Raw genomic sequence first — 20734 nt, 5'->3', positions numbered from 1 at the left:
AGCATGCCTGAATCGCCCGCCCGACACAGCAACGTCATCTGCAGCGGGGGTCGCTCAGACCACACCCTGCGCCAGCATGGCATCGGCGACCTTGACGAAGCCGGCGACATTGGCGCCCTTGACGTAGTTGATCCGGCCATTCTCCTCGCCGTGGTGCACGCAGGCATGGTGGATGTTCTGCATGATGCCGTGCAGGCGCTCGTCCACCTCACCGGCACTCCAGTGCAGGCGCATGGCGTTCTGGCTCATTTCCAGGCCGCTGGTGGCCACGCCGCCGGCGTTGGAGGCCTTGCCCGGCGCGTAGCAGATGCCGGCCTCGACGAACAGGTCCACGGCCTCCAGGGTCGAGGGCATGTTGGCGCCTTCGGCCACGCAGATGCAGCCGTTGCCCAGCAAGGCACGGGCATCCGTGCCGTTCAGCTCGTTCTGCGTCGCGCAGGGCAGCGCGATGTCGCACGCCAGGTTCCATGGGCGCTGCCCCGCGAGGAACTGCAGGCCATAGTGCTCGGCCATCTCGCGCAGCCGACCGCGACGCACGTTCTTCAGCTCCATCAGGTAGTGCCACTGCTCGGCGCTCAGGCCGGCCTCGGCATACAGCGTGCCCTCGGAGTCGGACAGCGAAATGACCCGACCGCCCAGGTCCATGACCTTCTGCGCCGCGTACTGGGCGACGTTGCCGGAGCCGGAGATGGCCACCCGCTTGTCGGCGAAACCCTGCCCGATGCGCTTGAGCATCTCCTGGGCGAAGTACACGCAGCCGTAGCCCGTGGCCTCCGGGCGGATCAGGCTGCCGCCGTAGCTCAGGCCCTTGCCCGTCAGCACCGAGCTGAACTGGTTGGAGAGACGCTTGTACTGGCCGAACAGATAGCCGATCTCACGAGCGCCGACACCGATGTCACCGGCCGGCACATCCAGGTCGGCGCCGATGTGGCGGTACAGCTCGCTCATGAACGACTGGCAGAAGCGCATCACCTCGCCTTCGCTGCGGCCCTTGGGGTCGAAGTCCGCACCGCCCTTGCCGCCACCCATGGGCAACGAGGTCAGGGAGTTCTTGAACACCTGCTCGAACGCGAGGAACTTGAGCACGCCGAGGTTCACCGAAGGGTGAAAGCGCAGGCCACCCTTGTAGGGCCCGATGGCGCTGCTCATCTGGATGCGGAAGCCGCGATTGACCTGCACCTGGCCGCGATCATCCACCCAGGGCACACGGAACAGGATGGCCCGCTCCGGCTCGACCATGCGCTCGAGAATGCCGGCATCGCGATAACGCGGGTTGGCTTCGAGGAAGGGCCACAGGCTGCGCACCACCTCCTCCACCGCCTGATGGAATTCTGGCTGATCAGGATCGCGCTGCTTCAGGCGCGCCAGGAAAGAATCGACGGACAACGACATGCGGCACCTCGACGCCACGCAGACAAAGTGGCCGGCACTCTATCAGGCGAAAAGGCACCAAAACAGATCAAAATGTCGCCTTGATGAAACTTTCAGGTGCACGGCGACATGAAACAGCAATGAATCACTGGTTTACAGAGGCCCGCAGCGCCCTGATACGCACCAAAAATACACATCAGGTTGCACTATTTTTGCCCGAAGACTCACGAGGCGGCGTAACGGAGCAGGTTCGCACCTTGCGCGATGGGTTGCCGACCCGGCATGAAATGGCGCCTTCCTGGCGAGACATCGAACTGCGTGCGCCGGATTGGCCAGGCGGTATGATGCCGGCAAACGCGTACACGACACCGGAGGCTCCATGCCACTCGCTCAACTGATCAGCGCGCAACAGCTTCGCCAACGTCTGGGCCAGGAGAACCTGCTGCTCCTGGACTGCCGCTTCGCCCTCGAAGACCCGAGCTACGGGCGCCGCAGCTACCTCGACGGGCATCTGCCCGAGGCGCATTTCGTCGACCTGGAGCAGGACCTGTCCGCACCGGTGGTCAAGGGCGTCACCGGTCGCCATCCGCTGCCGGACCCCAGCACCCTGGTCGAACGTCTGCGCGCCTGCGGCCTGCGCAGCGACAGCCAGGTGGTGCTGTATGACGATGGCCCCGGTGCCTACGCCGCACGCGCCTGGTGGCTGCTGCTCTGGCTCGGCAAGCGCGATCACCTGTACCTGCTTGATGGCGGTCTCAAGGCCTGGCGCGAGGCCGGCTTCGAGCTGACCACGGCGCAGCCGGACAGCACCCCCGGCGATTTCCCCGCGCAACCCGACAGCAGCCTGCTGCTGAGCGCCGAACAACTGGCGGCACGCCTGGACAGTCCCGACCTGACCCTGCTCGATGCCCGCGCGCTGCCGCGCTTTCGCGGTGAAGTCGAGCCGCTCGACCCGGTTGCCGGGCACATTCCACGGGCCCAGTGCGCGGCCTTCACCGACAACCTCGGGGCCGATGGCCGCTTCCTGCCCGCCGCGGCGCTGCGCGAACGCTTCGACGCGCTGCGCGGCGAGCGCCCGCTGGACGACCTGGTGGCCTACTGCGGTTCCGGCGTCACCGCCTGCCACAACCTGTTCGCCATGAGCCTCGCCGGCTACCCGCTGGCCGCGCTGTATGCCGGTTCCTGGAGCGAGTGGATCACCAACCCGGCGCATCCGATCGCCACCGGCGACTGAGCCCTGGCGCTAAGCACCAAAGGAAATATGCCCAATAACTGAAATCCGGAATCAATTTAAAAACAGCCCTTTACGGCTGAAATATCGCACTAGACTTGAAAATGAGCGGCTAACCCCGCTCCCGGTGGGGCCTTTATCGAAGAACCATTAGAACAGCTGCCACGCGCCCGGCCCCACCGGCACCTTTCGCGAGGATGCCATGGGAATAGCCGCCTGCGACCTCAGCCAGCATGTGATCCGCCCTACCCTGCTCTACCTGCAACGTCACAGCGCAACGGCCGAAGCCCTGCTGCTGGGTGCCGCGGCCTGTCAGTCGGACCTCGGCAGCGCACTCGACACCCCGCACGGCCATGGTCTCTATCGCATCAGCGAGCAACGCCACCTGGCGCTCTGGGACCAGCACCTGGCCCGTGACCCGGAGCTGGCCAGCCGGGTACGCGGCCTGGCCAGCCAGCATGCCTTCCTCGAAGCCCCGCACCTGGAACTGACGGTCAACCTGCGCTACGCCACGGCCATCGCCTGGCTGCTGGTGGAAGCCGAGCAACTGGAGTTGCCGGCGGCCGACGACGTACCCGCCCTGGGGCGAATCTGGTGCAAGGTGTTCCAGCCCTGCGGGCGCCAGACCGACTTTCTCGATGCCTGGCACCGGCACATCGACCAGGTCAGCCAGGTAGCCTGACCGATCGGACATGAAAGCATTGCGCCCATATCTGCGCAAAATTCAGACAATTGTCCGACAATACGCTCTATTTCGGGAACTTAAGCGCCTTGGCACTGGTCAGGAAAAACTGTAGCGTGCGCCCCCCTCGCCCCACCACAGGAGCTTCCCCCCGTGAGCAAACGCCTTCTCAAGACAGGCCTGGCCGTCGCCATCACCGCCACGTCGAGCCATGGCTTCGCCAGTGGCTTCACACTCAACGAGCAAAGCATTTCCGGTATGGGCACCTCGTTCGCAGGGCGCTCGTCGTCCGCCGATGACGCCAGCACCGTATTCGGCAACCCGGCCGGCATGTCGCGCCTCAAGCGCAGCGAGGTGTACTTCGGCGCCGCAGCCATTCATGCCAAGACCGATATCAGCCATGCCAGCGCCAGCGCCGGCCCGCTCTCCCTGTCGGGCAGCAACGACGGCGACATGGTGCCGACCACCGGCGTGCCCATGGGTTACTTCGTCAAGCCACTGGATGACAAGGTCGCATTCGGCCTCGGCATCTATGCGCCCTTCGGCCTGATGACCGACTACGAGAACGGCTTCCAGGGGCGCTACTACGCCAACAAGAGCTACGTGCGCGTGATCACCATCCAGCCGACGCTGAGCTATCGCTTCAACGACCAGCTGTCGGTCGGTTTCGGCCCGACCTTCAACCATATCGAAGGCGAACTCAGCTCTTCCCTGCTCAACCCGCTGAGCCCCGGCCGCAACGATGGCGAGGTGAGGGTCAAGGGCGACGATACCGCCGTCGGCTTCAATGCCGGCGTGCTCTACGAGTTCAGCCCCCGCACCCGCGCCGGCCTGACCTATCACTCGCGCGTGAAGTACGAGCTGGAAGGCGACACCCGGGTCTCCGCCAGCGGCGCGCTGGCCGGCCTGTCCGGCAAGTACGACGCCAGCCTTGACCTGACCACGCCCGAGTCGGTGGACCTGTCGATCACCCATGACCTCACCGACGCCCTGACGCTGCACCTGGGCAGTACCTGGACGCGTTGGAGCCGCTTCAAGGAAATCCGTGTGGAGAACGATGCCGCCACGCTGCCGGCGAACCTCTCCACCATCGTCGAGGAGCAGAACTGGCACGACACCTGGGCCCACGCGATCGGCCTGTCGTACCGGGTCAGCCCGCAATGGACGCTGCGCACCGGTATCGCCGTCGACCAGTCGCCGATCAACAACACCGACCGCTCGCCGCGCGTGCCGTCCGGCGACCGCACCATCTTCAGCCTTGGCGCCGGCTGGAGCCCGACCCCGGACATGACCATCGACGTGGCCTATTCCTACCTGCAGGAAGAGACGGTGGACGTGAACCACCAGAGCTCGACCCGCGGCAGCTACAGCGCGCGCTACAAGAACAGCGCTCACGGCCTGGGGGCATCGCTCAGCTACCGCTTCTAATCGACGCCCGGCATTGGCTACACTCACGCGGCAGAACAACAAGAAAAGCCGCGTGAGTACATCATGACTGCCCTCTGCACCACCCTGCCCGAACACCTCCGCCTGTTGCTGGTCGACGACCACCGCATCTTCCTCGATGGCCTGTCCCTGGCCCTGTCGCCCCTCAGCCAGAACCTGCTGATCCACACCGCGCACAGCGCCGCGAAGGCGGAACAATGCCTGCGCCAGCATGCATACGACCTGATCCTGCTCGACCTGCGCCTGCCTGACGAACCGGGCCTGGAGCTGTTGCAGCGCTGGCTGTCCCGGGGCGAAAGCACACCGGTGGCCATCCTCAGCGCCAGCGACTCGTCGCTGGATGCCCAGGCCGCGCTGGCCGCCGGCGCCCTCGGCTTCATTCCCAAGAGTGCCGACGGCAATGCCCTGCGCCAGGCGGTGACGCGCGTTCTGCTCGGTGAAACGCTGCCGGCGCCGAGCAATGCCTCTCCGCTCACCCCGCGCCAGCTGGAAATCCTCCAGCTGCTGGCCGAAGGCCTGCCGAACAAGGCCATCAGCCGCCAGCTGGGCCTGGCCGAAGACACGGTGAAGACCCACCTCAAGACGCTGTTCGAAACCTTCGCCGTGCACACTCGTACCGCCTGCGTCAGCGCCGCCCGGCAACGCGGCTGGCTGTGATCAGCTGACGGCCTGGCGCGCCTGCAACTGGGTCGCCAGCACCTGACGCAGACGAGCCGGCAGCAGCGGCTTGGCCAGCGGCATAACATGCGCCGGCAGGCAGCGCTCATGCAGCTCGGGGCTCAGGTCCGCGCTGATCAGCAAGGCCGGCAGCATCTGCCCGGCCGCCTCGCGCAAGCGCTCGATGGCCTGCAGGCCATCCTCCCCGCCGCCAAGGCGGTAGTCGCTGATCACCAGCTGCGGCGCTTCCCGGCTCGCCGCCTGCAACGCCGTCGTCAGGTCGGCACAGGCCTGTACCTCGCAGCCCCAGCGGCGCAGCAGGCCGGCCAGCGCCTCGCGCCCGGTGGCGTCGTCCTCGAGCAGCAGGACCCGCCCGCGCAACGCCGTCGCACCCTCACCGCGCGCGACCGGCAGCGGGATCCCGGCAAGCGGCAGACGCAGAACGAAGCGCGCCCCAGCGCCAGGCCGTGAATCCAGGCGCAGCGGGTGATCCAGTACCTGCGCCAGCTGCCTGACGATCGCCAGGCCAAGCCCCAGCCCGCGCTCGGCGTTGCGCCCGGGGTTGTCCAGCTGACGAAACTCTTCGAACACCTGCGCCTGCTCGGCCTCGCTCAGGCCCCGACCATCGTCCGCTATCTGCAGCGCCACGGCATCGCCGTCAGCCCGTGCGGTCACCTGCAGGTGCCGGGCCTGCGCGTGCAGCAGCGCGTTGTTGAGCAGGTTGCGCAGCAGGCGTTCCAGCAGCAGCGGGTCACTGCACACCCCCAGCTCAGCGCACTGCAGGTCGAGTTGCAGCCCCTGCTGGCGTGCCTCCGGGGCCACCTCGGCGAGCAGACGTTCGAGCAGCGGGCGCAGCGCGAAGGCATGTGGCCGCGCCTGCACACCACCCGGCAAGGTCAGCCGGGTGTAGTCGAGCAACGACTGCAGCAGGCGCCCGAGCTGCTCCACCGATGCGGCCAGGCGCGCACTGATGCGCCGGGTCTGCTGGTCACCGCCCTGCTCCACCAGGTGTTCGGCATACAGGCCCATGGCATTGAGTGGCTGGCGCAGATCGTGACTGGCCGCCGCCAGCAGCCGCAGCTTGCGTGCGTCATCGGCCTCTGCCCGCTGGCGCGCCAGATCCAGCAGACGCAGGTTGAGCCAGGCGCCGCGCTGGCCATGTTCCTGCATGTAGGCGCCGACCGTACCGATCAGGTTGGCGCAGAACAGGAACAGCCCCTGATAGGCCAGTGCGCCACCGCTTTCGCCGAACACCGCGCCAAGGCCGGCGAACAGAAGGCAGAAGCTCCAGCTGCACAGGCTGATCGCGCGAAACGACAGCCCCAGCAGCGCATAGCCGAACAGCAGGATGAGAAACAGGCCGTCATAGGGCATCGCCACGCCCTGCAGCCAGCACAGGTGCACGATCAGCGCGACGCTGACGCCATTGACCCAGTAAGCCGCCGCATAGACCGGCGGCACCCGGGCGAGTGGCGCAGCGGCACGACGGCAGTAGAGAAACGACAGCAGGACCGCCGTCAGCGCCAGCACCCGCAACGGCAGGACCGACAGGCTGACCGACAGCGGCATGAGCAGGAAGTCCAGCAGCGCATAGATCACCTGGAACAGCGCGGCAGTGGCGGCGATCAGCGGCAGGCGCCGGCGAATGCGCTGCATCCGGTGTTCGGCGAAGCCCGCCTCCAGCGGTGCGACGAAGCACAGCGAACGATAGCCACGGCGCTGCTGGGCCAGCAGCTGCTGCTCGCTCAACGCAGGCGCTCCTCAGGGCGCGCCCGACGACTCCAGCTGTTTGGCGGCGATGGCGTCATAGGTTTCCACACGGTATCGGTCTTCACTGGCGAACAGCCGCTCACGCAACTGGCGCTGCAGTTGCTCGCCATCCGTCGCACTCAGCCCCTGGCCCTGCAGGCCAGCCAGTTCGCTGCGGTAGGCCTGGTAGCGCTGCTGCCAGTCACGCTCGCGACGCTGCTCGGCCAGCAGGCGCTGCACGGTATCCGGATCATAGGTCATCGCCAGGAACTCGCGCACCTGTTGCTCGTCCGCCCCGTCGCGCCACAGCTGCTCGCTGTGCTGCAGCTGCTGCAACGCCAGTTGCTGGCGCTGTTCGCTCTCGCGCAGCGCCGTCGGCAGGCGCTCGCGCAACTGCTCGAGCAGTTGCGCACGCTGCCCCGCGTCGAGGTCGTCGCGCTGCTGCAGCGCCAGGCTGTCCAGGGTGTAGCGGGCGTAGGCCTGCTCCGCACCGAACAGCGCCTCCTGCGCCGCCGCAGAAAAATGGCCGCGGCGCAGCTCGTCGAGCTGAGCGAGGGCCGCCTGCAGCACCTGCAACTGCGCCTGCGGATCGGCTTGCTGCCTGCTCTGCAGCGGCTGCTGCAGCAACGCCATGCTGGCGCGCTTGTAGTCCAGGTAGTCACCCAGCAGGCCGATCAGCTGGCCGAGGGCCGGTTCCTCCAGGCGAGCGCCGGCGTCGGCCAGCAGCACCTCGATCACCGCATCGAGACCGGACTGGTCGACGGCACTGAGGAAGTAGTCGAAGTAATCGCGCACGGCCAGGTCCAGCACCAGGTTGCCGGCCGCGTCGCTGCGCAGCTGGCCATCCACCGTGGTGCCGGCCAGGCTCGGCAGCGCCGTGGCGGCAGGTGCCTGGGCCATGCCGGAAACCCGCGCGGGGGCCACCGGCACCTCAGGCGACTGCACCGGCACAGCGCCGGGCTCAGCGCGCGCGGCAGCTGTTGCTGGCGGCAACGGGGCGGGCCAGCGCCAGTAGAACGTGAGGCCGCCGGCCAGGAGCACGGCGGCCAGGGAAAAACCGAGGAATCTGGACATGTCGCCTCGCTGCGGCGGAGCCAGGCCCCGCCGCACTCTTCAGGATCAGACGCCCTTGTTCTTCAGGCGGTTGGCATGCTGGCGATACAGCGACACCGGTTCGGTCCAGCCGCGAATACCGAACAGGTGGTTGATCGCGTCGACGTGATTCATGTTGTAGCTGTCGCCGATCACCTGCCCCAGGTAGGTCGAGCAGACGCCGACCAGGCCGTCGTTCTTCTCGCTGCCGAAGACCAGGCCGGTAAACGCCAGGAACGGGTCGGCCGCGTCGAACACGTTGGTGTAGGCCGAGTTCCCCGTCCACGAGTAGTAGCGGATGCTGTGGCCACGAACGTTCTGCACTTCACTGGACTTGGCGCAGTAGCTGCTGCTGTTCACGCCCCAGGGATGGCGCGCATTGAGCGCGTTGGTCCCGGCCGTGGTCAGCGTGGCCAGGGCGTCGATGCCGCTCTGCGGATTGCTTGAGCCGGAGAGCAGGTTGATCAGGGCGCCCAGCGCGTTGGCGATGGCATTGGCGCCACCTTCGATGCCGCTGCCAGGCGGGATCACGCCACGCACCACATCGGCCACCTTGGAGCCCTTGTTGACCCCGTTGACCGAGGTGACCGACGCCACCAGGTCCGGGCGCAGCGACGCCGCCACCCGTGAGGTCGGCGAGCCCTGGCTGTGGCCGATCAGGTTGACCTTGCCACCACCGGCCGCCGCCCAGGGCACGATCTGCCGCGCCAGCTCGGCGCCACGTTGCTCGCTGTCGTTGAACGCGGCGACGCTGGCGACATAGACCCGGGCACCGTCACGTTCGAGGTTCCAGGGGATGGTGTGGAAGTAGTTGACCAGGCCGCCGATGGTGTTGAAGCCGGTCACGCCGTGCACCAGCACGATCGGGTACCTGGTCTTGGTGTAGTCGCCCGCCTGGGCCTCGACGGCGCCGAGCAGAGCGAGGGTGGCGATGGCAGCGGTATAGACGCGACGCATGGGTGCCTCCTTATTGTTCTTGTGGGCACGCCGGGGAACTGCGTCCGGCGCCTGGCCAGTCTAGGCAGGCGAGCGGATGCGGCCCATCGCCCAGATGGGTGAAGGGCCGTACAGCGAAGAGTGGGCTCAGGGTTGCGAGGCGATGGCCTTTTCCACGGCGGCGATCAGCTCGGGATCATCCGGCTTGGTCAGGCTGGAGAAACTTGCCACCACCTTGCCCTGACGGTCGACCACGTACTTGAAGAAGTTCCAGCGTGGCTGCCGGCTCTGCTCGGCGAGGCCCTTGAACAGGGCGATGGCGTCATCACCGGACACCGGCTGCGGTTCGGTCATGGTGAAGGTGACGCCGTAGTTGACGTAGCAGACGGTGGCGGTTTCCGCGCTATCGTCCGACTCCTGGCGGAAGTCATCGGAGGGCACGCCGAGCACTTCCAGGCCCTGGTCCTGGTAACGCTGGTACAGCGCTTCGAGACCTTTGAACTGCGGCGTGAAACCGCAGAAGCTGGCGGTGTTGACCACCACCAGCGGCTTGCCGGCGAACTGACAGAGATCGACGCTGGCGCCCTTGCTGCGCAGCTTGGGCAGTTCGCCCTGCAGCAGCGCCGGGCATTCGGCGGCCAGCAGGGGCAGCGCGAGGCTGGAGAGCAGCAGGGAACAGGCGATGTGACGCAGTGACATGGCAGGAATCTCGGACGATGATGCGATCCGCTCACGCTACTCGCAGGCCACGCCTCAGGCAACTAGCAGATGCCGACGCCCAGTTGCAGCAGGGCCAGGCCACCCTGGCGCCAGCCCCACCAGGCCAGGGCCAGGAGCGCCCCCAGGCCCAGTGCCACGGCCGCGCAGAGCGTGACCTTGCTGCTCACGCCGGCACCGCCTGCAGGCGGGCCACCGGCACCTCGCGCACCGGCCAGTTCAGCGCGGCAGCCATCACGCTCAGGCCGATGGAAATCTGCCAGACCAGGTCGTAGCTGCCGGTATGGTCGTACAGATAGCCCCCCAGCCAGCCGCCCAGGAACGAGCCGATCTGGTGGAACAGGAAGACAATACCGCCCAGCATCGACAGGTTGCGCACACCGAACAGCGTCGCCACGGTGCCGTTGGTCAGCGGCACCGTCGACAGCCACAGCAGGCCCATCGCGATGCCGAACAGGTAGGCGCTCCACTGCGTCAGCGGTGCCACCAGGAACAGGCTGATGACCACCCCGCGCAGCAGGTACAGGGCACTGAGCAGACGCGGCTTGGCCATGCGCCCGCCGAGCCAGCCGGCGATGTAGGTACCGAAGATGTTGAACAGCCCGACCAGGGCCAGCACGGTGGTGCCAGTCAGCGCCGGCAGGCCGTGATCCACCAGATAGGCCGGCAGGTGCACGGCGACGAACACCACCTGGAAGCCGCAGACGAAGAAGCCCAGTGCCAGCAGCCAGAAGCCGGAGTGGCTGGTGGCTTCACGCAGCGCCTCGACCAGCGTCTGCTCCGGACCATTGCTGGCCGGCGGCGGGGTCTCCCGGATCATGGCCGCCAGCGGAATCATCAACGCCACCAGCAGCCCCAGCGCCAGCAGGGCGGACGACCAGCCCAGCCAGCCGATCAGGCCCAGGGTGCCCGGCAGCATGGCGAACTGGCCGAAGGAGCCGGCCGCGGCGGCAATGCCCATGGCCATGCTGCGTTTTTCCACCGGTACGGCGCGGCCCACCACGCCGAGAATCACCGAGAACGAGGTGCCGGACAGGCCGATACCGATCAGCAGGCCGGCGCTGAGCGACAGGCTCAGCGGCGAATCGGCCATGCCCATGAATATCAGCCCGAGCATGTACAGCACACCGCCGATGACCACGGCCTTGCGTGCCCCGAAGCGATCGGCCAGCGCCCCGGTGATCGGCTGCGCCAGACCCCAGATCAGGTTCTGCAGGGCGATGGCGAAGGCGAACACTTCACGTCCCCAGCCGAACTCGGCGCTCATCGGCGGCAGGAACAGGCCGAAGCCATGCCGGGTGCCGAGCGACAACGCGAGAATCAGCGATGCGCCGAGCAACAGCCAGGTGGAAGAACGCCATGCAGTTGTCATTGTTATCTCCAGCGAGCGGCCGTCAGTGGCCGCATGGGCAGTAAAAATCAGTCGACCCTCAGGCCAGGGCTTCCAGCAGTTGCATCAGTTCGGCACGCCGGCCCTCACCCAACTGCAGGTTCAACTCCTGCTGCACCTGCTCCCAGAGCGGCAGCGCCTGGGCGATGCGTCGCTCTCCGGCATCGGTGAGGCTGACCTCACGGGCACGCAGATCGCGCGCCTCGCTCAGCTGCAGCAACGCCTGCTCCTCGAGCACCCGCAGGTTGCGCCCCAGGGTGCTGCGGTCCAGCCCCATGGCCTCGGCCAATGCGGAAATGCTCGGCTGGCCGAGGCGCTGGACATGCCGCAGCAGGGAAAACTGTGCGGCGCCCAGGCCGACGGCAGCGAGTGCGTCGTCATAGCGGCGGGTCACGCCGCGACTGGCGCGGCGCAATTGGGTACAGAGGCAAGAGGTCGGCAACATGGATACAGGTATATACCCGCATCACCGATTCGCACTCATACAGTTGCAGGGCGTGTCGGCATAACAGTTGCGCTCAGAGGCTCAACGCGAGGACCAGCAGCATGCCGCACTCGGCCAGCTCGACCAGCGCGCCGGCGGTGTCCCCCGTCGTGCCGCCCAGGCGACGCAGCAACGCGCGACGCGTCCAGGCGAACAGCAACAAGGCGCTGGCCACGGCAAGCAGCGCCGGCCAGCCGAACGCCAGCATCAGCAGCAGATGCACGGCCAGCACCCAGGGCAGTTGCTGGCGCGGTGCATGCTCGACCAGCGCCTGCCCCAGGCCGCCGGCGCGCACGTAGGGCGTGGTCACCAGCAGCAGCGGCAGCAGGCTGCGCCCCAGCCAGGGCAGCAGAATCAGGCAGGCGCCCTGCCCGGCCTGCAACAGCGTCAGCAGCGCGGCGTACTTGAGCAACAGCAGCAGCACCAGCACGACCACGGCAATCGGTCCGCTGCGCGGGTCCTTCATGATCGCCAGGGTCCGCTCGCGGTCGCCGAAACCACCCACCCAGGCGTCGGCGGTATCGGCCAGGCCGTCCAGGTGCAGCCCGCCACTGAGGCCGACCCAGAGGGCCAGAATGATCGCTGCCTGCAGCGCCATCGAGGTCTGCCCCAGCAGCAGGTGCGCGCCCCACAGCAACACGCCGAGGAGCAGCCCCACCAGTGGATAGCAGAGCAGCGAGCGCCCCACCTGCGCGGGCGTCGGCATGCCGGGAAGGCTGACCGGCAGGCGGGTCAGGAACTGCAGCGCGATCAGGAATGCGCTCATGGCAACTCCAGCCACTGGCCATCGGCAGCGAGGCGCAGGCGGAAACGCTCGGCATAGCCGACGTTGACCTGCAGCAGATCCTTTCTCGGCAAACCGCGCGCCCGCGCCAGCAGCAGGCGCATCACCCCGCCGTGGGTCACCAGCAGCAGGCGCTGACCGTCATGCGCCTGCGCCAGGCGCTGCAGGCTGCCCAGCACCCGCGCCTCGAAGCGCGACAGGGGTTCGCCATTGGGCGGCGTGAAGGCATAGGGGTCGGCCCAGAACTGCCCGAGAGCCTCGGCGTCGCTGTGCATCAGCTCGGCGGCACTGCGCCCTTCCCAGTCGCCGAAGTGCAGCTCCTGCAGGTCGCGCTCGTAGTCCAACGGCAGCGCCCGGGCCGCCGCCAGCTCTTCGGCGAAACGCGCACAGCGTTGCAGCGGCGAACTGATCAGGCGATCCCAGGGCCCCGCCTCCTGCACGGACCTGCGCAACTGCGCCCAGCCCTGCTCGGTCAGGGCATCGTCGAGGCTGCCACGCAGCCCGCCGCCCTGCTCGGTCTCGCCGTGGCGCAACAGCTCCAGGTACAGCATCAGGCCGGTTTCTCCGCCACGGCCGCTTCGGCGAAGGTGGCCATCTGGCCATGCAGCGCGCAGGCCATACGCAGCAGCGGCACCGCCAGCGCCGCACCACTGCCCTCGCCGAGACGCAGGCCCAGCTCCAGCAGGGGCTCGGCACCCAGCGCCTGCAGCACACGCACGTGCCCCGGCTCGGCGCCATGGTGAGCGAACAGCAGCCAGTCACGGCACCCCGGATTCAGACGCACCGCCAGCAGGGCCGCGACGCTGCAGATGAAGCCGTCGACCAGCACCACCACGCCCTGCTGCGCCGCCGCGACATAGGCACCGACCAGCGCGGCGATCTCGAAACCGCCGAGGTGCAGCAAGGCCTCCAGCGGCCCGTCGAGTCGCTGCCGATGCAGCGCCAGCGCCGCATCGATGACCCGCGCCTTGTGCGCCACACCGGCAGGGTCCAGTCCGGTACCGGGGCCGGCCAGTTCGCTCGCCGGGCACTCCAGCAGCCAGCAGGCCAGCGCCGCCGCCGCCGTGGTGTTGCCGATGCCCATCTCGCCACCGACGAACAGGTCGCAGCCGGCGCTGCGCGCACGCTCGATGCTGTCGCGGCCGGCCTCCAGGCAGATCAGCGCCTGGGCCAGGGTCATGGCCGGCTCACGCGCGAAGTTCTGCGTACCAGCGCCGACGTGCAGGTGGCGCACGCCAGGCAGTTGCGCCAGCGGCTCGGCAGTGCCCAGGTCGATCACCTCCAGCGCCGCGTCCAGCTCACGCGCCAGCACGCTGATCGCTGCGCCGCCGCCGACGAAGTTGGCCAGCATCTGCCCGGTCACCGCCTGCGGATAGGCGGAAACCCCTTCTGCCACCACGCCATGGTCGCCGGCGAAGATGGCGATCCACAGTTTTTCCAGGCCCGGCCGCTCGCGGCCCTGCAACGCGGCCAGATGAATGGCGATGTGTTCCAGCCGACCCAGCGAGCCCGTGGGCTTGGTCAATTGCTGTTGCCGTGCTTCGGCCTTGCTTCGCGCAACCCGATCACTGGGCTGACAAGGCCCCTGCCACCAGTGCAGACTCATAGCGCTTCCCCCTTCAGAACCATGGGCAGGCCAGCCACGGTGAAGACCACGCGCTGGCTGCGCTCGGCCAGCGCCTGATGCAACCAGCCGGCCTCATCGACATAACGGCGGGTCAGCTCACCCAGCGGCACCACCCCCAATCCGCTTTCGTTGCTGACCAGCAGGATGCGCCCAGGCAACTGCCCGACGCAGGCCAGCAGCGCCTCGCGCTCGGCCGTCAGCCGCTGCGTATCCTCGAGCAGCAGCAGGTTGGTCAGCCACAGCGTCAGGCAATCCACCAGCAGGCAACGATTCGGCGCCGCCTGCTCGCGCAGCACGCGGGCCAGCGCCAGCGGCTCCTCGACCAGGGCCCAGTGCCCAGGCCGACGCGCCCGGTGCTCGGCGACGCGCGCCGTCATCTCGCCATCGAGCGCCTGGCTGGTGGCGACGTAGACCACCTCCAGGCCCGACTCGTCGGCCAGTTTCTCGGCCAGGCGGCTCTTGCCGGACCGGGCGCCGCCGAGGATCAGTTCAAGCATTTCCACTCCGTAAGGTGCGCGCTGCGCACCGTTCAATAGCTCTGCCGCGCGGCCCTACTCCAGGCCGCACAATGCCCTGAGCCTGGCGCTATCCAGGTGCTGCTCCACCTGGTCGGCCAGGCGTTCGATGTCACGCTCGCGCAGGGCCTGGTAATCCACGTGCTGCACCTCGCGCAGGCCGGCCCAGCGCAACAGCGCCGCGAATGCCGCCGGCTGTTCGAACAGGCCATGCAGGTAGGTGCCGAGGACTTGTCCATCGGCGCTCAGGCCCCCGTCGTCGCGCCCGTCCTCGAGCCGCACGGCACCGTTGAGTCCCGGCCCCCGGCTGACCCCGGCATGGATTTCGTAGCCACTGACCTCGGCCTGCTCCAGGCACAGCTGGCCACGTACGTTGCGCAGCTGTTTCTCCGGCTCCAGCAGCGTCTCGAAATCCAGCAGGGCGAGGCCGTCGCTGCTGCCAGCGGCGCCCTCGAGGCCATGCGGGTCATGGATCTGCCGGCCGAGCATCTGCAACCCGCCGCAGATGCCCAGCAGCTTGCCGCCGTAGCGCAGGTGCCGGGCGATGGCCGCATCCCAACCCTGATCGCGCAACCGCGCCAGATCGGCGCGCACGCTCTTGGAGCCGGGCAGGATGATCAGGTCGGCCGGCGGTATCGCCTGCCCCGGCCCGACGAAGTTCAGCTGCACCTGCGGATGCAGGCGCAACGGATCGAAATCGGTGTGATTGCTGATGCGCGGCAGCACCGGCACCACGACGCGCAGGGCCTGTTCGTCCTTGCGCTGCTGGCGGGTGTCGACGGCGTCCTCGGCTTCCAGGTGGAAGTCCATCAGGTACGGCAGCACGCCGAGCACCGGTTTGCCGGTGCGCTGCTCCAGCCAGTCCAGCCCCGGCTTGAGCAAGGCGATGTCGCCACGGAAACGATTGATCACGAAGCCCTTGACCCGCGCCTGCTCGCTGGCACTGAGCAGCTCCAGGGTGCCGACCAGATGGGCGAACACGCCGCCCTTGTCGATATCGGCGATGAGGATCACCGGGCAATCCACCGCTTCGGCAAAGCCCATGTTGGCGATGTCACCGGCACGCAGGTTGATTTCCGCCGGCGAGCCGGCGCCCTCGACCAGTACCAGTCGGTAGCCCTCGACCAGCCGCGCATGGGACTCCAGTACCGCCGCCATGGCCACCGGCTTGTAGCCGTGGTAGCTCAGCGCCTGCATGTTGCCGATGGCACGCCCGTGGATGATCACCTGGGCGCCCATGTCGCTGTTGGGCTTGAGCAACACCGGATTCATGTCGGTATGCGGCGCCAACCCGGCGGCCTGGGCCTGCACGGCCTGCGCCCGGCCGATCTCGCCACCGTCGGCGGTCACCGCCGAGTTGAGCGCCATGTTCTGCGGCTTGAACGGCACCACGGCGACGCCCTGACGCCGCGCCCAGCGGCACAGGGCGGTGACCAGCGTGCTCTTGCCGGCATCGGACGTGGTGCCCTGCACCATCAGCGTGGTCATCAGGGCGTCTCCTCGAGATTGGCCAGCATCGGCGCGCACTCCAGCAGGCCCTGCTCCAGGCGCTGCCAGCCACACTCGTCCGCCGGCAGACCGAAGCGCAGGCTGTCCAGCTCGGCGAACAGGCGCACCAGGATGCCGCGCCGCGCCAGCAGCTCGGCACAGGGCACCGCCCGCCGCGTGCAGCAGAACTGGAACAGCGCCGAGCCGCCGGTTGGCGGCATGCCGCAATCGCGTAGCAACGCGGCCAGGCGCTCGCCGTCGACCTGCAGGCGTTCGCGCTGGCGGCGCTGGCCCTCATGGTCGTTGAGCAGCGTCAGGGCCACGCTGCGCGCCGGGCCGCTGACCGCCCAGGGACCGAGCAGGCTTTCCAGCTCATCCAACAGCGCCTGCGCCGCGAGCACGAACCCCAGGCGCAGGCCGGCCAGGCCGAAGAACTTGCCGAACGAGCGCAACACGATCAGCCCCGGCATGTCGCTGTACGCCGCCAGGCTGTGCTGCGGGGTGCAATCCATGAAGGCTTCGTCGACCACCAGCCAGCCGCCGCGCTCGGCCAGTTGGTCATGCCAGTCGAGCAGGCGCGCCGGTTCGATCAGGCGCCCCGTCGGGTTGTTCGGGTTGACCAGCAGCAGCACGTCGAGCTGCGGCAAGGCACGATGCACCGAACCCTCGCTGAGCCTGGTGATGCGATGCCCTTCGCGTCGCCAGGCCGCCGCATGCTCGGCATAGGTGGGGGCCAGAATGCCGACATTGCCTGGCTTGCGCAGACGCGGCAGGGCCTGGATCGCCGCCTGCGACCCCGCCACCGGCAGCAGGCTGGCGGCACCGTAGTAGTCGCGCGCCGCCTGCTCCAGGCCATCGTTCACCTCAGGCAGCCGCGCCCAGGCAGAACCGGGCACGGCGGGCAGCTCCCAGCCGTAGGGCGCCACACCGGTCGACAGGTCCAGCCAGTCTTCCAGGGCAATCCCGTAACGCTGCGCCGCGGCGCGCAGCCGACCACCATGCTCAAGCAATCCCTACCTCCCACAGCGTCAGGCACAGCAGCCACAGCGCTACGCCGGCAACGACCCGATTCATCGCCCGCTCGATATCTCGCGCTCGCGGAGCCGGCCCCTCGCCCAGTCGTGGACGCTCGTGCACCTCGCCGTGATACTCCGCCGCACCACCCAGGCTGACGCCCAGGCTGCCGGCCCCCGACGCCATCACCGGGCCAGCATTGGGACTGTCCCACATCGGCGCCTGTCGACGCCAGCAGCGCAGCGCCAGGGCCACGTTGCCGAGCAGTGCATAGGTCAGCGCCACCAGGCGCGCCGGGATGTAGTTGAGGACGTCGTCGATCTTCGCGGCGGCCCAGCCGAAACGCTCGAAGCGCTCGTTGCGATAGCCCCACATGGCATCGAGCGTATTGCTCAGGCGATACAGCACGACGCCGGGTGCCCCCGCGACGATGAACCAGAACAGGGCGGCGAAGACTGCGTCGGAACCATTCTCCAGGACCGATTCGGTACCGGCGCGCGCCACGCCCGTCGCATCCAGCGCGGCGGTGTTGCGGCTGACCATCCAGCCGACGCGTTCACGCGCGAGCGGCAGGTTACCCAGGCGCAGCGCCTGCGCCACCGGCCGCGCATGCTCGTACAGGCTGCGCAGCCCGAGGGCGAAGTACAGCGCGAAGATATCCACCGCCCAGGTCAGGGAGGTCACCTGGGTCAGCAGCCAGGTGAGCAGTGTCAACGGCAGCACCGCCAGGCACCAGGCCGTGACACCGTGACTGCGCCAGCCGCCGCCGGCCGGATTGAAACGCTGTTCGAGGCGGCTGGCCAGGCGCCCGAAGGCAACCAGCGGATGCGCCCGGCGCGGCTCGCCCAGGGCGGCATCCAGGGCGACGCCCGCGCAGGTGATCAGGGCCAGGCTCATCGCTCAGTCACCACGGACACCCCAACGGTTCTCGAACAACAGCTCCGCCAGTGGTCGCGGCGTCGCCCAGCCCTGCTCCACCAGCATGGGCTTTTCATAGAACGCCTCGACCGGCCCCAGGCACAGCAGCGCGACCGGCTTGCTGCCTGCGGGCATGCCCAGCAGCTCGGCCAGCGCAACGGGATCGAACAGCGACACCCAGCCCAGCCCCAGGCCTTCGGCGCGTGCCGCCAGCCACAGGTTCTGAATGGCGCAGGCGACCGAGGCCATGTCCATCTCCGGCAAGGTGCGCCGCCCGAAGATGTGCTTCTCGCGGCCGTCCATCAGCGCCACCGCGAGCAGCTCGGCACAGTCACGAATGCCCTCGACCTTCAGGCGCATGAACGCGTCCGAGCGCTCGCCCAGGGCTTCGGCGGTACGCACCCGCTCCGCCTCCACCAGCTCATGCGCCTGCTGGCGCAGCTGCGGATCGCTGATGCGCAGGAAGCGCCAGGGCTGCATCAGGCCGACGCTGGGCGCGTGGTGCGCGGCCTCCAGCAGGCGTGCCAGCACCTCGGGCGGCACCTGGCCACCGGCGAAGTGGCGCATGTCACGGCGCTCGCCAATGGCGCGGTACACCGCCGCACGCTCCAGCGCAGAGAAGGCGTGATCGCTCATGGACGCAACAGCGCGGCGGCCGCCTCCGGATTGGATGGCAGGTAGAAATGGATGTAGCTGGCGGTGAGCCGGCCGAGCCGATAGACCGCCTCGGCCACCGGCTTGCCGTTCGGGCAGCGCGCCTGCGCGTGCGGCGTGAGCGGGCTGTCCAGTCGTGAGTGGTGATAGGTGTGGCCACGCAGCAGGCCTTCCGCCAGCTCGACTTCCTGCAACGCCAGCGCGGTCAGGCGCGGCTGCAGGGTCGCGCTGCCGGCAAGCAGGCCGAGCATGCGGCCACTGGCGCCCTGCTTGTCATGCAGCTCGTCGAGCAGGTAGAGCATGCCGCCGCATTCGGCGAGCAGCGGCTTGCCGGCCTGGTGATGGGCACGAATCGCCGCCGCCATGGCCTGGTTGGCTTCCAGCTCGGCCAGGTACAGCTCGGGGTAGCCACCTGGCAGGTAGAGGCTGTCCACCTCGGGCAAGGCGCTGTCGGCGAGCGGCGAGAAGTAGCGCAGCTCGGCGCCCAGGGCCTGCAACAGGTCGAGGTTGGCCTGGTAGAGGAAGGCGAATGCCGCGTCCCGCGCTACGCCGATGCGCACGCCGGCAAGCAGGGAGCCTGGCTCATCGATCACTGGTGCGGCGAAGCTCACTGATGGCGGCAGATCGACGTCGGCACTGGCCGCCAGGGCATCAGCGGCGGCATCCAGCCGGGCATCGAGGTCGGCCAGTTCGGCCGCCTGCACCAACCCCAGGTGGCGGCTGGGCAGTTCCACCGCCGCACTGCGTGGCAGGGCACCGAACCAGCGGATCGTCTCCGGCAGGGCATCACGCAGGATCTCGCCGTGGCGCGTGCTGGCGACGCGGTTGCCGAGCACGCCGGCAAACGGCAGGTCCGGTTGGAAGGTGGCCAGGCCATGGGCCAGCGCGCCGAAGGTCTGCGCCATGGCGGCGCCATCGATCACCGCCAGCACCGCTACGCCGAAGTGACGCGCCAGGTCGGCCGCCGAGGGCTTGCCGTCGAACAGGCCCATCACCCCTTCGATCAGGATCAGGTCGGCTTCGCCAGCGGCCTGCCACAACAGGCGGCGACTCTCGGCCTCGCCGACCATGGCCAGGTCGAGCTGGTACACCGGCGCGCCGCTGGCACGGGCATGGATCATCGGGTCGAGGAAGTCCGGGCCGCACTTGAACACCCGCACCCGCCGCCCCTGGCGCGTATGCAGGCGCGCCAGCGCAGCGGTGACGGTGGTCTTGCCCTGACCGGAGGCCGGCGCGGCGATCAACAGCGCCGGACATTGACGTGCGCTCATCAGAATTCGATGCCCTTCTGCGCCTTCACCCCGGCCTTGAACGCATGCTTGACCAGGTTCATCTCGGTGACCGTATCGGCGGCCTCGATCATCTCCGGCAAGGCGCCCCGCCCCGTCACCACTACATGCTGCAGCAGTGGCCGGGCTTCGATATCGGCCAGTACCGTGGGCAGGTCGAGATAACCGTGCTTGAGGGCGATGTTCAGCTCGTCCAGCACCACCAGGCCGACGGACTCGTCGGCGAGCAGGCGCCGCGCCACGTTCCAGGCGTCCTGCGCCTTGGCGATGTCACGCTGACGGTCCTGGGTCTCCCAGGTGAACCCCTCGCCCATCACGTGGTAGCTGACTTCCTCGGGGAAACGGCGGAAGAAGGTTTCCTCCCCGGTGCTGGCTGCGCCCTTGATGAACTGCACCACGCCGACCCTGATGCCATGCCCGAGGGCCCGGGCGACCATGCCGAAGGCGCTGCTGCTCTTGCCCTTGCCGTTGCCGCTGTGCACCAGCAGCAGACCGTACTCGTCCTGGGCCTGGGCGATCTTCTCGTCGATCAGGGCTTTCTTGCGCTGCATGCGCGCCTTGTGGCGCTCATCACGTTCGACGGACTCGCTCATGCTCTGCTCCTGTACATCACGCGCCGGCAAGGTCGTGCGCGGCGCGAACGGCAACCAGAAGAAGAGACGACGATGCGCACGTCCCATCCAGGCGCCA

22 protein-coding genes are annotated in these 20734 nt (G+C 68.2%); 4 read left to right on the top strand and 18 right to left on the bottom strand.

Annotated elements, in window-relative coordinates; genetic code table 11:
* Positions 1-54: 54 nt before the first annotated feature.
* The gene (gdhA, locus tag JLK41_RS09575) at positions 55-1392 is read right to left on the bottom strand and encodes an NADP-specific glutamate dehydrogenase (protein ID WP_134677962.1); all 1338 of its coding nucleotides are present in this window, start codon (positions 1390-1392) and stop codon (positions 55-57) included.
* A 358-nt stretch (positions 1393-1750) separates the two neighbouring features.
* On the opposite strand from gdhA, the gene JLK41_RS09570 reads away from it, so the two are divergent.
* From JLK41_RS09570 to JLK41_RS09555, 4 genes are all read left to right on the top strand, one after another.
* Entirely contained in the window at positions 1751-2605 is an 855-nt protein-coding gene (locus JLK41_RS09570; RefSeq protein WP_210390904.1) for a sulfurtransferase, read from the top strand.
* A gap of 199 nt (positions 2606-2804) precedes the next feature.
* Positions 2805-3284, top strand: a complete 480-nt coding sequence (locus JLK41_RS09565; RefSeq protein WP_037053528.1) for a hypothetical protein — start codon at positions 2805-2807, stop codon at positions 3282-3284.
* A 153-nt stretch (positions 3285-3437) separates the two neighbouring features.
* A complete protein-coding gene (locus tag JLK41_RS09560) occupies positions 3438-4712 on the top strand; it encodes an OmpP1/FadL family transporter (protein WP_210390903.1) in 1275 nt (424 codons plus the stop codon).
* Positions 4713-4775: 63 nt separating this feature from the next.
* Positions 4776-5387 carry a response regulator transcription factor gene (locus JLK41_RS09555; RefSeq protein ID WP_210390902.1) on the top strand — a complete coding sequence of 204 codons (612 nt, stop codon included), beginning with the start codon at positions 4776-4778 and terminating at the stop codon, positions 5385-5387.
* Here the strand turns inward: JLK41_RS09555 and JLK41_RS09550 are convergent, their stop codons facing one another.
* The 17 genes from JLK41_RS09550 to cobO all read right to left on the bottom strand — a co-directional run bounded on the left by JLK41_RS09550 (position 5388) and on the right by cobO (position 20637).
* Positions 5388-7136, bottom strand: a complete 1749-nt coding sequence (locus JLK41_RS09550; RefSeq protein ID WP_210390900.1) for a hybrid sensor histidine kinase/response regulator — start codon at positions 7134-7136, stop codon at positions 5388-5390.
* Positions 7137-7148: 12 nt separating this feature from the next.
* Entirely contained in the window at positions 7149-8210 is a 1062-nt protein-coding gene (locus JLK41_RS09545; protein ID WP_210390899.1) for a lipase secretion chaperone, read from the bottom strand.
* A gap of 45 nt (positions 8211-8255) precedes the next feature.
* Complete coding sequence (locus tag JLK41_RS09540) at positions 8256-9185, bottom strand: esterase/lipase family protein (protein ID WP_210390897.1); 930 nt, start codon at positions 9183-9185, stop codon at positions 8256-8258.
* Positions 9186-9311: 126 nt separating this feature from the next.
* Complete coding sequence (locus JLK41_RS09535) at positions 9312-9863, bottom strand: glutathione peroxidase (protein WP_037053543.1); 552 nt, start codon at positions 9861-9863, stop codon at positions 9312-9314.
* A 62-nt stretch (positions 9864-9925) separates the two neighbouring features.
* Entirely contained in the window at positions 9926-10051 is a 126-nt protein-coding gene (locus JLK41_RS25445) for a hypothetical protein (RefSeq protein WP_256663111.1), read from the bottom strand.
* A complete protein-coding gene (locus JLK41_RS09530; RefSeq protein WP_134677957.1) occupies positions 10048-11253 on the bottom strand; it encodes an MFS transporter in 1206 nt (401 codons plus the stop codon). The genes JLK41_RS25445 and JLK41_RS09530 overlap by 4 nt, the downstream gene beginning before the upstream one ends.
* Positions 11254-11311: 58 nt before the next feature.
* Positions 11312-11716 carry a MarR family winged helix-turn-helix transcriptional regulator gene (locus JLK41_RS09525; RefSeq protein ID WP_037053548.1) on the bottom strand — a complete coding sequence of 135 codons (405 nt, stop codon included), beginning with the start codon at positions 11714-11716 and terminating at the stop codon, positions 11312-11314.
* 73 nt (positions 11717-11789) lie between these two features.
* Positions 11790-12521 (bottom strand): adenosylcobinamide-GDP ribazoletransferase, encoded by a 732-nt coding sequence (locus JLK41_RS09520; protein WP_210390895.1) that lies wholly within the window; start codon positions 12519-12521, stop codon positions 11790-11792.
* The gene (locus JLK41_RS09515; protein WP_134677955.1) at positions 12518-13090 is read right to left on the bottom strand and encodes a histidine phosphatase family protein; all 573 of its coding nucleotides are present in this window, start codon (positions 13088-13090) and stop codon (positions 12518-12520) included. The genes JLK41_RS09520 and JLK41_RS09515 overlap by 4 nt, the downstream gene beginning before the upstream one ends.
* Complete coding sequence (gene cobT / locus JLK41_RS09510) at positions 13090-14145, bottom strand: nicotinate-nucleotide--dimethylbenzimidazole phosphoribosyltransferase (protein ID WP_179553932.1); 1056 nt, start codon at positions 14143-14145, stop codon at positions 13090-13092. Before cobT ends, JLK41_RS09515 begins: the two co-directional genes overlap by 1 nt.
* Positions 14142-14663 (bottom strand): bifunctional adenosylcobinamide kinase/adenosylcobinamide-phosphate guanylyltransferase, encoded by a 522-nt coding sequence (gene cobU / locus JLK41_RS09505; RefSeq protein ID WP_150609118.1) that lies wholly within the window; start codon positions 14661-14663, stop codon positions 14142-14144. Before cobU ends, cobT begins: the two co-directional genes overlap by 4 nt.
* A 54-nt stretch (positions 14664-14717) precedes the next feature.
* Entirely contained in the window at positions 14718-16169 is a 1452-nt protein-coding gene (locus tag JLK41_RS09500) for a cobyric acid synthase (protein WP_210390894.1), read from the bottom strand.
* A complete protein-coding gene (cobD, locus tag JLK41_RS09495) occupies positions 16169-17179 on the bottom strand; it encodes a threonine-phosphate decarboxylase CobD (protein WP_210390892.1) in 1011 nt (336 codons plus the stop codon). Before cobD ends, JLK41_RS09500 begins: the two co-directional genes overlap by 1 nt.
* The gene (gene cbiB / locus JLK41_RS09490; protein WP_210390890.1) at positions 17172-18080 is read right to left on the bottom strand and encodes an adenosylcobinamide-phosphate synthase CbiB; all 909 of its coding nucleotides are present in this window, start codon (positions 18078-18080) and stop codon (positions 17172-17174) included. The genes cobD and cbiB overlap by 8 nt, the downstream gene beginning before the upstream one ends.
* A gap of 3 nt (positions 18081-18083) precedes the next feature.
* Positions 18084-18737, bottom strand: a complete 654-nt coding sequence (gene bluB, locus JLK41_RS09485) for a 5,6-dimethylbenzimidazole synthase (RefSeq protein WP_210390888.1) — start codon at positions 18735-18737, stop codon at positions 18084-18086.
* Entirely contained in the window at positions 18734-20026 is a 1293-nt protein-coding gene (locus JLK41_RS09480) for a cobyrinic acid a,c-diamide synthase CobB (protein ID WP_210390886.1), read from the bottom strand. The genes bluB and JLK41_RS09480 overlap by 4 nt, the downstream gene beginning before the upstream one ends.
* The gene (cobO, locus tag JLK41_RS09475) at positions 20026-20637 is read right to left on the bottom strand and encodes a cob(I)yrinic acid a,c-diamide adenosyltransferase (protein ID WP_134677947.1); all 612 of its coding nucleotides are present in this window, start codon (positions 20635-20637) and stop codon (positions 20026-20028) included. The genes JLK41_RS09480 and cobO overlap by 1 nt, the downstream gene beginning before the upstream one ends.
* Between the last annotated feature and the right edge of the window lie 97 nt (positions 20638-20734).

This window comes from Ectopseudomonas khazarica (assembly GCF_017915135.1).
GTDB lineage: Bacteria > Pseudomonadota > Gammaproteobacteria > Pseudomonadales > Pseudomonadaceae > Aquipseudomonas > Aquipseudomonas khazarica.
Note: the sequence above shows the minus strand (reverse complement) of the source record. Positions and strands in the feature narration are given on the sequence as shown.